Source organism: Endozoicomonas montiporae CL-33 (assembly GCF_001583435.1).
Classification (GTDB): domain Bacteria; phylum Pseudomonadota; class Gammaproteobacteria; order Pseudomonadales; family Endozoicomonadaceae; genus Endozoicomonas_A; species Endozoicomonas_A montiporae.
The window spans coordinates 2,669,252-2,682,236 of sequence record NZ_CP013251.1; the positions used below are offsets into that span (position 1 = coordinate 2,669,252).

Annotated in this window: 9 protein-coding genes; 3 read left to right on the forward strand and 6 right to left on the reverse strand. The window is 48.4% G+C overall.

Translation table 11 applies throughout. The features are described 5' to 3' along the window. The first annotated feature begins 213 nt into the window (after window positions 1–213). On the forward strand, window positions 214–1,767 hold the full coding sequence (locus EZMO1_RS12170) for a basic helix-loop-helix domain-containing protein (protein WP_145912578.1): 1,554 nt from the start codon (window positions 214–216) through the stop codon (window positions 1,765–1,767). A 381-nt stretch (window positions 1,768–2,148) separates the two neighbouring features. Further along, window positions 2,149–3,069, forward strand: a complete 921-nt coding sequence (locus EZMO1_RS12175; protein ID WP_145912579.1) for a hypothetical protein — start codon at window positions 2,149–2,151, stop codon at window positions 3,067–3,069. Here the strand turns inward: EZMO1_RS12175 and EZMO1_RS12180 are convergent, their stop codons facing one another. Continuing rightward, window positions 3,070–4,371 carry an ISKra4 family transposase gene (locus EZMO1_RS12180; protein ID WP_034874099.1) on the reverse strand — a complete coding sequence of 434 codons (1,302 nt, stop codon included), beginning with the start codon at window positions 4,369–4,371 and terminating at the stop codon, window positions 3,070–3,072. It abuts the gene before it with no gap. Window positions 4,372–4,416: 45 nt separating this feature from the next. On the opposite strand from EZMO1_RS12180, the gene EZMO1_RS12185 reads away from it, so the two are divergent. Further along, window positions 4,417–4,767 carry a basic helix-loop-helix domain-containing protein gene (locus EZMO1_RS12185; protein ID WP_034873911.1) on the forward strand — a complete coding sequence of 117 codons (351 nt, stop codon included), beginning with the start codon at window positions 4,417–4,419 and terminating at the stop codon, window positions 4,765–4,767. A 325-nt stretch (window positions 4,768–5,092) separates the two neighbouring features. Here the strand turns inward: EZMO1_RS12185 and EZMO1_RS12190 are convergent, their stop codons facing one another. The 5 genes from EZMO1_RS12190 to EZMO1_RS12210 form a co-directional block, all read right to left on the reverse strand. Beyond that, window positions 5,093–6,733 (reverse strand): ABC transporter ATP-binding protein, encoded by a 1,641-nt coding sequence (locus EZMO1_RS12190; RefSeq protein WP_236631965.1) that lies wholly within the window; start codon window positions 6,731–6,733, stop codon window positions 5,093–5,095. A 3-nt stretch (window positions 6,734–6,736) separates the two neighbouring features. After that, on the reverse strand, window positions 6,737–7,780 hold the full coding sequence (locus tag EZMO1_RS12195; RefSeq protein ID WP_034873914.1) for an ABC transporter permease: 1,044 nt from the start codon (window positions 7,778–7,780) through the stop codon (window positions 6,737–6,739). 6 nt (window positions 7,781–7,786) lie between these two features. Next, on the reverse strand, window positions 7,787–8,875 hold the full coding sequence (locus EZMO1_RS12200; protein WP_034873916.1) for a microcin C ABC transporter permease YejB: 1,089 nt from the start codon (window positions 8,873–8,875) through the stop codon (window positions 7,787–7,789). A 14-nt stretch (window positions 8,876–8,889) separates the two neighbouring features. Further along, on the reverse strand, window positions 8,890–10,881 hold the full coding sequence (locus tag EZMO1_RS12205) for an extracellular solute-binding protein (RefSeq protein ID WP_201772154.1): 1,992 nt from the start codon (window positions 10,879–10,881) through the stop codon (window positions 8,890–8,892). Window positions 10,882–11,126: 245 nt separating this feature from the next. Next, complete coding sequence (locus EZMO1_RS12210) at window positions 11,127–12,944, reverse strand: extracellular solute-binding protein (protein ID WP_034873918.1); 1,818 nt, start codon at window positions 12,942–12,944, stop codon at window positions 11,127–11,129. Window positions 12,945–12,985: the final 41 nt, after the last annotated feature.

Here is a 12,985-nt window from a genome sequence, read left to right on the forward strand (position 1 = left end):
TGTTAGCCAGCTTTAGATTATGCCTCCCTGAACCATCAATTAAGAAAACAATACCGATCTACTGCTGAATGTCATGAGAGTAACGCCCGTATCTATGGCTGTACTCCATCTTTGTCAGCGTCATAAGCAGGTCGTAAGGCATTAAGGGAGTGACTAATTGAGCCGTGAGTGGTCATCGAACTAACAAAAAACATCCTGAGGTCATTTCTGTTTATGATCAGACGCCTGTTATCAATGTCAGTCTTCATCTGTAGTATTTTCACAGACGAAGGTCTTGCTGAATCTTTCAAGTTTATGGCAATACAAAGCTTGAAACATCCGAATGATATTATTATTTCTCACACGGGTCACTCAGGTGCAATCAATCAACCAGCTGCCATAATATCTTCAGCGGCAAAATCGCGAGCGGCGTTATTGTCAGAAGCACATGGCGATGCCACTTCTTTGTTCTCTGGCCAAAGCTGGTCAGCTGAATTATCAGACTTCAACTGGCAACCGTTTTTTCGTGTCAGTGGCCTGTTCGTGGGTTATTGGTTCCAAGTAGAAGTAAAAGAAGCGAAAGGAATTTCATACTGGATGGTAGCGGGCTTAGCAGCCATCAATTATCTGCTATCGACTAATTACAAGGTGTCTGATCAACCTGTTCAGGTACCGGCTACCGAAGGTGGAAGTGCCGGAGCCGGGAAGAGTCGTATTTGTGTAATTACTTCTGATAGAAATGGCGTGTCCCATCTCCGTATGATTTCACCACCGCTGTTAAAGAGACACTGGCTTGAAGATGATAAACCTCCTGAAGAAGATACTCATGGTCATTCCGGGGGAGATGTCTGCTCACATCCCGATTGCTTTGGTAAAGGGCGTTGCAAAAAGGCAGGTGAAATAGAACAACAGTTTGGTGGTCAGCAATACTATACCTCGCAGGATTTTTCTGGATATAACTTTGAAGGGTTTGAAATGATGGGAAATCCTTATGAAGGCCAGAATGATGTGTGTGGGGAGGTAGAGGAAAAGACTGGAACAAGCCAAAACTTTCCTGGGTTTAGATACGATGTTAACGGCGACGTAGGTATTGATGTTGATGGTCAGGAATCAAGTGGCTCATGGTGGCATTACGGTGAAAACGACCTTGCAGCAGAACTATTTCCCGAGCTTGGAGTCTTTTCGATCTGTGATCCCGGAAGTGACAATATGACTAGCACATTAGATCATGGCAGCGGCCCTGAATCACTGGAATCACTGGAATCACAGATCTCCGTAGATTCAGGATTCGGTGGAAATGCACCGGAGCCGATGGATCTTGCAACGGGACAGTCAGTGAATGATTCAACAAATCAGGTTTCACGTCTGGAACATGGAGAAGATCAGGGTTTCATTGATGTAGAAGGAGGTACTTTTAATCCTACAGAGCCTCAGGATCAAAGCTCTGGTGAAGAGGTGATTTCTGATGAGGATGGTATACCCGTAGCTTCAGGCGAAGTTAGCCAAAAAGAGCTACGCAATCAGCAAGAACGTACGCGCCGCAGTGAGATGAAACAGCTCTTTGCTGATCTGGCCGAAGAAGCCAAGCTGGAAAAAGACGGCTCTGGCCGAATGCCCGCCAAAAATTCTATACTGACAGAGGCGAAAGCGATAGTTGAAGAGTTACAAAGACAAGACAAGCAGCTTCAAAAACAAAAGGAGGAGGAAACTAATAAGCGCAGACTTTTACTTAATAGGGTAAAAACTTTAACACAATGGCTGCTTAGGCCGGAGCCAGTGAAAAATTAAAGTCTGATCATTGCTACTGCCGTTCTGGGGTGGAGTGTTTTCAGAAAGTTAACGGACTCATATTGGAGCCGCTAAATTGAATTTTTGGCGTTCAGGGCATGGCGCATCTGGTGCAGCAATGCTATACACCCCCAAAAGGATGGTAGGCAACAGTCTTAAATTCGAGTTTAACCCGTTCAGAAAGAGATTCTCAGAGGGCTATTGTTGCGTATGAACAACCTGTTGTTTCTGGTTATTTTTTCTGCCTTGTTATCGGAACAGGCTTTTGCACGGACTTTTGAGTTTTATGCTTTTCACGATCTGAGATTTCCAAATCACGTCCTTATTTCTCAGGAGGGCTACTCGGAAGGATTCCACAAAAGCATAGGGCAGTTGTCAGATTTGACCGGGACGAAGACAGCATCGATAGAAACCGAGAAAGATACATTCAGGTTAAAACAGCATGGGTTGAGCCGGGCTTCAGAGCTAAATGGCTTTGCATGGCATCAGATCTTTAGTGTTGATGACAGCTTTGTCGGATATAAGTTTCTGGTAGAGATAGGAGGTTGTGTAAACAGCCTTGTGCCAGAATGGTTGGCAGCAGGGCTCAGTGCTGCAGTGTTTCTGGTTGATTCAATGAGTAGTGACAAACCTGTAATGCCTGAAGACGAAATCAGTCATGCTCCGATAAGCAGCAGGAGTGGTCCCGGTTCTGCAGCTTCGGACAATACGGTCTATTTTACGCCTTACTCAGGCAACGGTTTATCGTCACCTCACCAGTTGACGATAAACCCACAAGGTTTTTATAACAATAACAACAGACCCCCGGAAGACAACCACCACATTCATACCAGAGGCAATGTTTGCCATCATTTGGACTGTAAAGGCAAGAGATGCATTGAAGCGACGGACATCACTGGTGAATGTCATATTCCCAGAGATTTACAGTCTGTACCATCAATTGCGATGGCGGCTGGCATTGGTACTTGGTATACCGACATTCCAGATGGAAAGTGGCCAGATATTCAACTCACCAATGACGAGTTACCCTGGTTGGGGCCTCATGACGCAGATATCGCAGAGCTTCTCGAAGGCGTCACTGATTTCCCGGACTTCTTGTTAACCTTCCAGAATGCGCAGGCTGCTGGCGATAAAGAAGACACTTCGGGTTCTCCGGATTCACTGAGATCGACGACATCGGAGGATCCAGGTTTTTTATCGGATGATCCTTTGGGCACAGGAAAAACAAACTCCTCATCAGAAAAAGACATCAGTCAAACTGAAAATGATGGAACAACCCCATTGGACGGGTGTGCTGCCTAATTAATGTACTGGAGGAAGGTTGTGTGTGACAGGGAATCCGTAACGGCTCATTTTTGACCAAAATGCATTCCAGGATCCGGATGTGCAAACCAGTGCCCTTAACGTCAGCAACATCGATGCTCCCTGCTCCTTCCAGCGCATTCCTGAACGGCACATTCTCTGTTTCACCAATGTTTTACAGCCTGCTTCAGTCACTCCCGAACCTATCGGCAAGTTCTGCTCTCTCGCTTGCGGATAAATCATCTGATGCCAATGATTTTTGAAATACGTTCTGGCACTGATTAACTTTTCCAGAGACGCAGTACGGTTGTTGCCTGGCTTTGCACTATCAAGCTCTTCCTGAAGTCTTTTGGCTGCACCCTTTTCATGTTTCAAGTCGTGTAGTTTCTGCTTCAACCATGCATGCCTCTCCTGTGATGCTTTTTTGCCGGGATAAAGAGCCTCAGCAGCCCCGGCAACATATTCAGAGACATGGTAAAAGTCCAGCACCTGCACGGTTGTAAAGGGCTCTAAAAAAGTCCAGTTATCCGCTGCTCCGTCAGCAATTCCCACATAAACTGCATCAGGATATCGCGCTTTAACCTTGTTGATTTCTCTTGAAAATCTGCTTTTAAAGGTTCCCTTGCCGTATTCTGGTGCCTCTGCACAATAGATGGTATGGAGCCGCTCCCCTTCGTCATCATAAAGGCTTATCGTGCCACACATGGCTTCACGATAGCCTTCGTAATAAAGAAGGTTGGCTCCATCAAGGCCGATGCCTATTGTTTTTACTGCCTTAGGCAAATCGGGTATGTCGTATGCCCATTTTTCTTCTTTTGCCTGAGCGATGCTTGCTACGACATCAGCCAGATCTCTAAGCGTCGAACGACTACTCTTGCGGCCATGGTTTTGTAGTAAGTCTTCTTCTACCTGGGGAGCAGCCATTTGTGCATATTTCCAACTGACGAGCCGGGCAAAAGCAGGAGTCGAGTTGACAATGATTCGCGCATTCTGATCCAGGGGACAAAAGGTTTCACCACCCTGACTGCTTTGATATACATAGCGTGCCAACTTAACGGAACCCCATGAAGTTTCATACACTTTGGGTTCTTTTTTGTGCTTGCTGCTCATGGTAATCCCGCCTACTTTTATAGGCGAACCATCGGTGTCCATGGCTTCAAGCTGTTTTTCTACCCCAAGCACGCCTGCTTCGTTGAGGCTACCCTGAAGAGCAGTCTCAAAGTCAAGCATTGAGTCACCATGCTGGATGGTAATCAGGATCTGCGTTTCGTTGTTTTCTGAAGAGATAACTTGAGCGGGCATATGGTGAAGGCTGTAAGATTTTCAATATCTTAAAATAGACAGAAAATGTTGTTTCTTCCTACATTAATTACCGCTTACACCCCATTGGACGTTGACAGTGATTTGGACACTGAGGTTGTGGATTATAAGGAAGATCAGGGTGCAACAGCTTCTTCTTCAAAACAAACTTATCTTAACGCTTCTGAGCGTTGGCGTCGCGCTATTTTGAAAGACAGTTTTGATCGTCTACGGGAGGAGCTAGAACTTGAACCTCACGCCACCTATAAAATGATACTTTATGTGGCCGTGCATCAAATTAAGTTACTGACCCAAGATGATACAAGGCTTGAGGCTGAAAAGGAAAGGCTTGAGGCTGAAAAGAAAAAGTTGCGTAAAGACGTTGAAAACCAAGGATAAACATCAGGACAGGTAATTTTTCACGCTAGGAGGCTGTCCGAGAATAGCGCCCGTAGCGAGGATGGCAGAAAATTTAGGATGAAAAAGCGGTTTTGCGAGGAGAATAGCGAGCTATTTGACGAACAAAAGTGATTTTTCAGACCAATTTGCTGCCACCGCACGACGGTATGGATGCCGGAGCTATAGGGCTACGCAGGAGCAATTGCCGGTAGGGCAGGCTATTCCAGGACAGCTTCCTAGTTACAAGATCAGCAACCACAACGTGACCAGTCCGTTTGTTATCGGTTTACACCACTTAACAACAGAGGGCTGGGACTGCATTTCATTAGAGCGTTTCCGACCTTCCGACCGTCAATTGTGTTTCAAAAGCCGCCGCCAGAAGCTCCTGAGTGTATGGCTGTTGTGGATGATGAAAAATATCATCGGTGTTGCCCTGTTCCACCACCTGACCGTCTTTCATTACCATAATCCGGTGACTCATGGCTTTTACAACCGCCAGATCATGGCTGATAAAGAGATAGCTCAGGTTGTATTTCATTTGCAGCTGTCGAAGCAGTTCAATGACCTGTGACTGCACCGTTCGATCAAGGGCTGATGTTGGCTCGTCCAGAATGATCAGCCTGGGTTTAAGTATCAGTGCCCGGGCAATAGCAATCCGTTGTCGTTGACCGCCTGAAAATTCATGGGGATAACGGTGCCTGAAGTCCGGATCAAGGCCAACGTCTTTCATAGCGGTAATCACTTCCTGTTTGCGCGCTTGCGGACTGCTGACACCGTGAATATCCAGACCTTCGGCAATAATGTCTTCAATGGTCATACGCGGGCTAAGACTGCCATAAGGGTCCTGAAACACCACCTGCATTTCCCGTCGGTAGGGCTGGCAGGCTTTTTGATTCAGGTTATGGAGCGCCTTGTCCATAAAAAAAATCTCTCCTTCACTGGACTGGAGGCGTAACAGTGCCATGCCGAGGGTGGTTTTACCGGAACCTGATTCACCCACTATACCCAGAGTTTCTCCCTGCTGAAGAGACATGCTGAGGTCGGTCACGGCTTTGACATGATCCACAGTTTTACGGAAAAAGCCCTGTTTAATGGGAAACCAGACTTTCAGGTTTTTGCACTGAATCAGGGTTTGCTCCGAATCCGGTACCGACTCCGGTGCGCCAGCAGGTTCTGCATTGAGCAGGTCTATGGTGTAAGGGTGTTTCGGGTTGCTGAACAACGTTTCAGTCTGCTCCTGCTCCACCAGACAGCCGTCTTTCATTACGCAGATGCGATCGGAAACATGTCGGATCAGGTTCAGGTCATGGCTGATGAACAGTATGGCCATGCCGAGTTTTTCCTGAAGCTCTGCCAGCAGTTTCAAAATCTGACGTTGTACCGTGACATCGAGCGCCGTGGTGGGTTCATCGGCAATAAGCAGTTTGGGCTCACAGGCCAGAGCCATGGCAATCATTACCCGCTGTCGCTGGCCGCCTGAGAGTTCGTGGGGATAAGCGTTGATTTTGCTGGTGGGCTGTGGAATACCAACCAGCTCCAGTAGTTCCAGAGCCCGGGTTTTCGCTTCGCCGTTGTTCAGCCCAAGATGCAGGGTGAGCACCTCGATAATCTGTTTACCGATGTTGTGCAGCGGGTTCAGTGCCGTCATGGGCTCCTGAAAGATCATACTGATCTGGTGACCACGGATCTGGCGAATTTTGTGATGATCAGCTTGGTTCAGGTTTTCACCATTGAACAGAATGTCGCCCTGATAACGGGCGTTGCTGGGCAGCAGTTTAAGAATACTCAGTGCAGAGATGGATTTGCCGGAACCCGACTCGCCGACCAGACCCAGTGTTTCACCGGGATGGATATCAAAACTCACCCGGTTTACGGCTTGATGGGTTTGCTCTCCCTGCACGAATTGAACCTGAAGGTCTTTAATGCTCAGAAGCGGCGGTTGAGTGGCAGAATGCATGTCGCTCATTGTTTACGCTCCTGTGTGGTATTTGCGTGGGTCGAGTGCATCACGGGTGGCTTCACCAATAAACACCAACAGTGTCAGCATGACAGACATAACCATAAAGGCTGTAATACCCAGCCAAGGTGCCTGAAGGTTGTTCTTGCCCTGGGCGATCAGTTCACCCAGGGAAGGTGATCCGGCAGGCAGACCAAACCCCAGAAAGTCCAGCGAGGTCAGTGTGGTAATGGCACCGGTCAGAATAAAGGGCATAAAGGTGACGGTGGCAATCATGGCGTTGGGCAGAATATGGCGGTACATCAGGCGTCCGTCGCTCATACCCAGTGCTCTGGCCGCCCGGACATATTCAAGGTTACGACCGCGTAGAAACTCGGCCCGAACCACATCCACCAGAGTCATCCACTGGAACAACAGCATAATGCCCAGCAACCACCAGAAGCCGGGTTCAACAAAACTGGACAGGATGATCAGCAGGTAGAGACTGGGCATACCCGACCAGATTTCAATAAAGCGTTGCCCGAACAGGTCAATTTTGCCGCCATGAAAACCTTGTAAGGCGCCGACACCCACACCGATGATGGTGCTGAAGAAGGTCAGTGCCAGACCAAAGAGTACAGAAATACGAAAGCCGTAAATGACTCTGGCCAGTACATCCCGTCCCTGGTCATCCGTACCCAGAAGGTTATCCAGTGAGGGTGGTGCTGGGGCAATACGGGCATAATTGATGGTATCGTAGCTGTAATGAATGGGTGGCCAGAGCATCCAGCCATGGGGTTCAATAAGCTCTTTTGCATAGTCCTGCCGGTAATCCATTTCCAGTTCAAACTCGCCGCCGAACGTTGTTTCAGGGTAGATATGAAATACCGGCGTATAGTATTCACCTTTAAACTGAATCAGCAGCGGCTTGTCGTTGGCAATAAATTCGGCACAGAGTGTGGTGAAAAACAGAAAGCCGAACAGCCACAGGGAGAAGTAACCCCGGCGGTTGCTTTTAAAATTCTCCCAGCGACGCTGGTTAAGGGGTGTCATAGCGAGTGGTATTGATAGTGCCATATTTTGTTAGCCCCGCGCCTCGAAATCGATTCGTGGGTCCACCATGACGTAGGTCAGATCACCAATCAGTTTGATCACCATGCCAATCAGGGTAAAGATGAACAGCGAGCCAAATACGACCGGGTAATCGCGGTTAATGGCTGCTTCGTAGCCCAGTAATCCCAGGCCATCGAGGGAGAAGATAATTTCAATCAGCAGTGAATTGGTAAACAAAATACCGATCAGCGCTGCCGGAAAACCGGAGATGACCAGCAGCATGGCGTTGCGGAAAATATGCCCGTAAAGCACCTTGCCTTCATCCAGTCCTTTTGCCCTTGCGGTTTGCACATACTGGCGATGGATCTCGTCAAGAAAGGAGTTCTTGGTCAGCATGGTCAGTGTGGCAAAGCCGCCTATTACCATACAGAAAATGGGCAAGATCATATGCCAGGCGTAATCCATGAGTTGCCCAAGGGTAGACAGGTCATCAAAGTTATCGGAGGTCAGTCCGCGCAGAGGGAAAATATTCCAGTAACTGCCACCGGCAAACAGGACAATCAGCAGAATCGCCAGTAGAAAGCTTGGAATAGCATAGCCGGTGGTGATAATGGCACTGGTCCAGATATCAAACTTTGAGCCATGGCGAACCGCCTTGCGAATCCCCATAGGAATAGAGATCAGATAGATAATCAGTGTGCTCCACAATCCCAGCGAGATGGAAACCGGCAATTTCTCAACAATCAGGTCAACCACTTTGGCATCCCGAAAAAACGAGTCGCCGAAGTCGAAACGCAGGTAGTTACCGACCATCAGGAAGAAACGCTCGTAGGCGGGTTTATCAAAACCGTAGAGCTTTTCGATATCTTTGATCAGTTCCGGGTCAAGACCACGCCGACCTCGGTATTCACCGGATTCATCCAGAGAAAACTGTTGCACTTCAGCACTGCTGGAGCCACCAATACGACTGATGGCGTTAATTTCAAACCCTTCCAGCTTGGCAATCATCTGCTCTACAGGGCCGCCGGGGGCGGCCTGTATGATGACAAAGTTCAGTAGCATGATACCAAACAGGGTGGGGATCATCAGCACCAGACGGCGCATTATGTAACTGTACATAAAAGAAACTCGTGTTAAGCGTTCTTCTTGCTCTTTCTCTTATTAAGAGTTTGTTTAAGAGTCCAGCCACCCAGTCCTGTCATCAGCAGAAGTACCAGCCACCAGAGTTTGTTGCCAGAGGTGTCGGTATCCGATGCGTCGGTATCAAAGGTGGTTTGCGTTTTATCGTCTGATGTTGCAACCGGCGTCACCTCGGTTCCCATCCACCAACTGTCGAGGTCAAAATTATAAAGCTCTGGTGCTTTGGAACCTTCAACAGTGGGTTTAAACGGGTGCTCCAATGGCTGCCAGTAAGCGACGCGGACGCTGGGGTAGTAGAATTGTGGAATCATGTACTCGCCCCACAGTAACACCCGGTCAAGGGCTTTGGTGGCCGTTTCCAGTTCTTCGCGGGAATCGGCATTGATCAGGGTTTCAACCAGCTGGTCCACCACCGGATTCTTGATGCCGACATAGTTTCGGGAGCCCGGAACATCGGCGGATTCACTGCCCCAGAAATCCCGCTGTTCATTACCCGGAGAGCTGGACTGTCCATAACGGGCGACAATCATGTCGTAATCAAATTTGCGCAGCCGGTTGATGTATTGGGAAGCATCGACGACCCGAATGCTGGCATCGATGCCGAGTTGTTCAAGGTTCTTTTTAAAGGGCAGTGCAACCCGTTCCATGGAGGACTGCATCAGCAGAATTTCAAACCGGAAGGGTTCGCCTGTTTCATTTTTAAGCACGCCGCCTTCAAGATTCCAGCCAGCTTCTGACAGCAGGCTTAAGGAATTTCTTATCTGGCTGCGAATCTGACCGGAACCGTCATAGACAGGTAATGTATAAGGTTCAGTGAACAGGGCTTTTGGTAATTGATCGCGGAAAGGTTCCAGAAGCGCCAGCTCGTCGCCTTCAGGAATGCCGGTGGCACTCATGGTGGAATTGGCGAAGTAGCTGTTGGTTCGGTAGTAAGAGTCGAAGAACAGGTTGGTGTTTAGCCATTCGAAATCCAGTGCGGCCATCAGGGCTTTCCGGACTTTGGGGTTCTGGAACAGTTCATGACGGGTATTGTAGGCAAACCCCTGCATACCCTGGGGTGAGAGTGTTTTAATACTTTCCAGTTTTAATTCACCGGCTCGTGTTGCGGGAATATCGTAGGCGGTTGCCCAGTTCAGCGCTGAGTATTCAAAACGCAGGTTGTATCTACCCGCTTTCATTGCCTGCAAAGCGACGTTTTCATCGCGGAAGTAGTCAAATTGTATCGTATCAAAGTTATACCGGCCGACATTGGCGGGCAGGTCTTTTGCCCAGTAGTCTTTCACGCGTTCATAAACAATACTGCGCCCGGAATCCACCGACCTTACCTTATAAGGGCCGCTGCCAAGGGGGACATTCATGTTGGCGGCTTCAAAATCGTTTTCTTCTTTTTCCCAGAAATGTTTAGGCAGAATGGTCAGCTGACTGATAATCAGTGGCAGTTCATAGTTGTCATTATGTTTGAACACAAAGCGGACGCTGTATTTGGACAAGGCTTCTGCTTTTTCTATATCGCCATAGTAAGCACGATAAAACGGAGCACCTTTTTCCAACAGAACATTCAGCGAAAACACAACGTCTTCAGCGGTGACAGGGTGTCCGTCATGAAAACGGGCTTCAGGGTTAAGATGAAAAGTGATGCTGCTGTTATCCGCAGCACGCTCGACGTACTTCGCCAGTAACGGGTACATGGTAAAGGGCTCATCGTAGCTGTTCGTCATCAGCGTATCGTAAAGATAACCCGTTGCCGCTACCGAGGTGCCTTTTTCAATGAATGGATTCAGGCTGTCGAAGGTTCCCATGGCCGACATGCGAAGGTCGCCCCCTTTGGGAGCATCCGGATTAACGTAATCGTAATGCTTGAAACCTTCCTGATATTTGGGCGAGCCGTGCATGATCATGCTGGTCTGGCTGCCTTCCGGCCGTTCAAGCGTTGCCTCTGCAGAAAAAGCTGACAGCCCCAGGGTAAGAGCCAGACAGGTATGCACAAGCGCATTCCTGATGGGCAACAACCGGAGTGGAAATCTGTGCCGATGAATCATAGTGGTCCTGAATGTATGGTCAGAGACATTTTGTCTTATATTGGAGAGGTTGTGCGTTAAAGAATGCCCTCTCGGACAGCTTCCCGGACAAGTAACCTCAATGATGTCTACGTATTAAAATGCAGTTCTAAGAATGCTTTAGAATGTGAGATGGTGCAAGCTGATAAGGGTTTCTCGCATGTAAATAGTGTTTACATTGATTGCCACCACCAGGTATCCAGACCACTTGCGTATTCTGGCGGTATTTTTGGATGTTTTAACCCTTTTTTATAGATAAAAGGCCAGTAGGGCAGATACCACTGGGGAATGGTGGCGTAATGCCACAGCACAACCCGATCCAGGGCGCGGACTATGTCGATCAGCTCGTTTCGGTTTTCGGCCTTGATGGCTTTTTCGATCAGCGCATCCAGAACAGGCAGGCTGATGCCGGAAATATTCTTTCCTGCATGGGCTTTGGCGCTTTCGCTGCCCCAAAAACTTTTTAACTCGGTGGTGGGGGATATTCCGGGATAAAACCCGTGTATCACCATGTCGAAATCAAATTCACGCAGACGGTTAATATACTGCGAGGTATCAATGGTGCTGATGCGCGCATGAATGCCCAGCAGTTTGAGGTTGTTGGCGAAAGGAAGGGCAAAACGCTCAAATTCCGGCTGTGAAAGAAGAATTTCAAACGTCATGGGCTCATTGGTTTGTCGATGCTTCAGTTTGCCGTCTTTTAATACCCAGCCAGCGTCCTTCAATAACTGTAACGCCAGTCGTTGATTATTGCGCCAGTTGCCACTGCCGTCTGTCCTGGCGGGTTGAAATACCCGGGTAAACACTTCTTCTGGCAATTCTTTATGCCAGGGTGACAGCAGTTTTATTTCATTGGCCGAGGGCAGGGCATCGGCGGCCAGTTCGGAGTTAGAGAATAAGCTGTAAGCCTGTTTGTAAGTATCGTAATACAGGTGCTTGTTAATCCATTGGAAGTCCAGTGCCAGACTGATGGCCTGTCTCAGGCGCCGGTCGGCAAACTTTGCTTTTCTCAAATTGAACACAAAGGCACGCATGCCCAGGGAACTGTTTGGGACCGCTTCCTGAATGATTTCTCCTTTGTCCAGTCGCTTGCCTTTGTAGCCTTCCACCCAGTTTTTCGGGTTGCCATCCACCCTCAGGTCATAGGCTCCCTGTTTGAATGCTTCCAGAGCTATCTGATCGTCACGGTAATAATCGATGCGGACTTCATCGAAGTTATGGCGGCCTTTGTTAACGGGCAAATTTGCAGCCCAGTAATGTTTCACGCGCTCATAAGTTACCTGATGTCCTGCCTGAAAGTCTTTGATTTTAAAAGGACCACTGGCTAATGGAGGGTTAAGGTCGGCAATGGCAATATTATTGTCTGGTCTAGTCCAGAAATGCTTTGGCAGCACCCTTAACTGGGACAATCTCAACAACAATGGCTTGCTCTGGGGACGGGAAAAACGAAACTCTACCCGGTGTCGGCTGGTGGCTTTTACGGATGAAACATCGGCATAAAGATGTCGGTAATGGGGAGGGCCTTTTTCTCTGAGCGTTTCAAAGGTATACACGACATCGTCCGCTGTTATTGGAGCATTGTCGTGAAATCGGGCGTCTGGATGAAGGTTGTAGGCGACCCAGCTAAGGTCTTGCGGGTATTCAATGGACTGAGCGATCAGCCCGTAAACAGTGTAAGGTTCGTCACCGGCACGCACCATCAGAGAGTCATAAAGAAAGTAGCTGTCGGCTGCCCAGTTACCTTTAGGGGCAAAGGTATTGAATGTATCAAATGAACCGGTAGCGGCTTTTCGCAGCGTTCCACCTTTGGGGGCATCAGGGTTGGTGTAGCCAAAGTGCGTAAAATTGGCAGGATATTTAAATTCATCGTACATACTCATGGCATGGGAACGAGTGACTTTTTCGTTTGCCTGCAATGTGTTTGGGACAAGGGCTGTTAACAATAGCCACCCATAGACCAAGGAGGCGGGTAGAAAAAAAACAATGTTCATTGGCAGAGTCCTGACCGGTGCGTTCAGGCTTTACATCGGCT

Excerpts from the sequence above, each read along its gene's own strand:
- EZMO1_RS12170 (WP_145912578.1), top strand. The coding sequence starts at position 214 with ATGATCAGACGCCTGTTATCAATGTCAGTCTTCATCTGTAGTATTTTC.
- EZMO1_RS12180 (WP_034874099.1), bottom strand. The coding sequence starts at position 4,371 with ATGCCCGCTCAAGTTATCTCTTCAGAAAACAACGAAACGCAGATCCTG.
- EZMO1_RS12185 (WP_034873911.1), top strand. The coding sequence starts at position 4,417 with ATGTTGTTTCTTCCTACATTAATTACCGCTTACACCCCATTGGACGTT.
- EZMO1_RS12190 (WP_236631965.1), bottom strand. The coding sequence starts at position 6,733 with ATGAGCGACATGCATTCTGCCACTCAACCGCCGCTTCTGAGCATTAAA.
- EZMO1_RS12195 (WP_034873914.1), bottom strand. The coding sequence starts at position 7,780 with ATGGCACTATCAATACCACTCGCTATGACACCCCTTAACCAGCGTCGC.
- EZMO1_RS12200 (WP_034873916.1), bottom strand. The coding sequence starts at position 8,875 with ATGTACAGTTACATAATGCGCCGTCTGGTGCTGATGATCCCCACCCTG.
- EZMO1_RS12210 (WP_034873918.1), bottom strand. The coding sequence starts at position 12,944 with ATGAACATTGTTTTTTTTCTACCCGCCTCCTTGGTCTATGGGTGGCTA.